This is a genomic window from Alcanivorax sp. (assembly GCF_014762765.1).
Taxonomy (GTDB): Bacteria; Pseudomonadota; Gammaproteobacteria; order Pseudomonadales; family Alcanivoracaceae; genus Alcanivorax.
In genome coordinates this window covers 1-2,198 of sequence record NZ_JABURH010000098.1, presented here as the reverse complement: position 1 = coordinate 2,198, position 2,198 = coordinate 1, and the positions used below count along the sequence as shown (strand labels likewise).

Sequence of the window (2,198 nt, the reverse complement as noted above, 5' to 3'; positions counted from 1 at the left end):
CCAGACGTTGACGCACCTGTCCCTGAGCGCGAATCGCCAACGCCATGTTGGCGATAATCAGAAGCGCGCTGACTCCATAGGCGCTCCAGACATAAAACCCGTGTTTTCCCATGGCCAGGAAGTCGGCAAAGCTTTCAAAAGCCATCAGCGATTGCCCTCCTTCACCAGTTTGTTGACCCACTTGCTGCGCCGTTCCCGCCACATGACTTCGGTGCGCGCACGCAGCAACACATTCACCGCATACAGCAGCCACAACCCCAGCATGCTCAACAGCAGCGGATACTTCATGGCCGGGTCGATGGTGGATTCACCGAACATCTTCAGGGTGGAGCCCTGATGCAGGGTCTGCACCCATTCCACGGAATACTTCACGATCACCACATTGATCACCCCCACCATGGCCAACAGGCCGGCGGCACGAGCGGCCTGGCGGGGATCACGAATGACCGCCTGCAAGGCAATCACACCCACATACATGAACAGCAGAATCAGCATGGAGGTCATGCGCGCATCCCACTGCCAGTAGGTGCCCCAGGTGGGTTTGCCCCACAGGGCACCGGTCACCAGGGAAATGGCCGCCAGCGCCGCCCCAAAGGGAGCGATGGCCTTGAGCATCACTTCTGCCATCTTCATGCGCCAGACCACCGCCACCAGGCCGGATACGCCCAGGGCCATGTAGCCCATCAGGGCACCGCTGGATGCGGGCACATGGATAAAGATGATCCGGTAACTATTGCCCTGCTGATAATCACTGGGAGCAAAGGCCAGTCCCCAGACCAGGCCGGTCGCCAGAGTCAGCAAGGCAATGGGCGCCAGCCAGGGCAGCACCCGGGAGCTGAAGGTGTAGAAATAGCGCGGTGAACCCAGCATGTGGTACCACCGCTTCAACGTTTGCCAGACCATTTAATTCCCTGAACTGATTTTGAGACCGGCGCTCACCGCCAGCGGTCCCAGACTGATCGTTAATGCCAGCAAGGCACCCAGAATCGCCAGAATGCCATCCACATTGGCGCCGCCGGCCGCCGCACTCACCGCCCCGGCGCCAAAAATCAGCACCGGGATATACAGGGGCAGCACCAGCACGGCGAGCAGGATACCACCTCGGTTGAGTCCTACCGTGAGCGCCGCGCCAATGGCGCCGACAATGGTCAGCGCCGGGGTACCCAATAGCAGGCTCAACATCACCGTCCCCAGGGCTTCATCCGGCAGTTGCAGCATGTGTCCCAGCAGCGGCGAAATCAGCACCAGCGGCAGACCGGTCAGCAACCAGTGAGCCAGCAATTTGGCCAGCACCGGCACCACCGGCATCACTGGCGCGGTAAGCAGCATGTCCAGCACACCGCTTTCCTGATCCCGGCGGAACAGCCCATCCAGGGACAACATCACCGCCAACAGAGCCGCCACCCAGAGCACCCCCGGCGCCACGGTAGCCAGCAATTCCGGTTTCGGGGAGATTGCCAGCGGAAACAGGCTGATCACCATGACGAAGAAAAATAGCGGATTGATGATCTCCGCCGGGCTGCGCCATAGCACCAGCAATTCCCGACCCAGCGCGGCACGGAAGGTATTCATGAAAGCACCTCGGCACGGCCATTCTCCAGATGCAGCCGCTGCACGCCGTCGCCAACCCGGTGGTGGGAGGTATAGATCACCAGGGAGCCGGCCTCAGCGGCCTGCTGCATCTGCGCATCCAGTTGTGCCACGCCGTCCTGATCGATGGCCGTATAGGGTTCGTCGAGTACCCACACCGCTTTGCGTTCCAGCCACAACCGCGCCAGGGCAACCCGCCGTTTCTGGCCGGCAGAGAGGTGTGCTGCCGGCACATCCTCGAAACCCCGCAACCCTACCGCCGCCAGGGCCGCCATGGGGTCACCGGCCTGATGGTTGAGGGCGCAGGCATAGCGCAGGTTTTCCAGCGGATTGAGTTCCTCGCGGACACCGGGCTGATGCCCCAGATACAACAGGTCCTGCTGCCACTGGGGCTGCCACCAACGGCGCTCGCCCTCGAAGAAACCATGCAGCCCCACCAGAATCCGCAACAGGGTGGTCTTGCCGGCGCCGTTGGCGCCGGTAATCTGCCAGATTTCCCCGGCGCGGGCGGTCAGGCTCAAGCCACTGAACAGCATGCGATCGTCGCGCTCGCAGCCCAGTTGCACAAGCTCCAGTCTGGTGGATGAATCGGACAAAATTGCCTCCAT

General features: G+C 61.8%; 4 protein-coding genes. All 4 read right to left on the bottom strand.

Going from position 1 to position 2,198, the window contains the following annotated elements:
- Nucleotides 1–145 (bottom strand): heme exporter protein CcmD (gene ccmD / locus HUJ17_RS05290; protein ID WP_290509697.1); only part of this gene is annotated, 145 nt, incomplete at its 3' end.
- Nucleotides 145–903 carry a heme ABC transporter permease CcmC gene (gene ccmC, locus HUJ17_RS05285; protein WP_290509693.1) on the bottom strand — a complete coding sequence of 253 codons (759 nt, stop codon included), beginning with the start codon at nucleotides 901–903 and terminating at the stop codon, nucleotides 145–147. The genes ccmD and ccmC, both read right to left, overlap by 1 nt.
- Nucleotides 904–1,572, bottom strand: a complete 669-nt coding sequence (ccmB, locus tag HUJ17_RS05280; RefSeq protein ID WP_063508293.1) for a heme exporter protein CcmB — start codon at nucleotides 1,570–1,572, stop codon at nucleotides 904–906.
- Nucleotides 1,569–2,198, bottom strand: a complete 630-nt coding sequence (ccmA, locus tag HUJ17_RS05275) for a cytochrome c biogenesis heme-transporting ATPase CcmA (RefSeq protein WP_290509692.1) — start codon at nucleotides 2,196–2,198, stop codon at nucleotides 1,569–1,571. The genes ccmB and ccmA overlap by 4 nt, the downstream gene beginning before the upstream one ends.

Coding starts and splice junctions, on each gene's coding strand:
- ccmC (WP_290509693.1), bottom strand. CDS start 903: ATGGTCTGGCAAACGTTGAAGCGGTGGTACCACATGCTGGGTTCACCG.
- ccmB (WP_063508293.1), bottom strand. CDS start 1,572: ATGAATACCTTCCGTGCCGCGCTGGGTCGGGAATTGCTGGTGCTATGG.
- ccmA (WP_290509692.1), bottom strand. CDS start 2,198: ATGGAGGCAATTTTGTCCGATTCATCCACCAGACTGGAGCTTGTGCAA.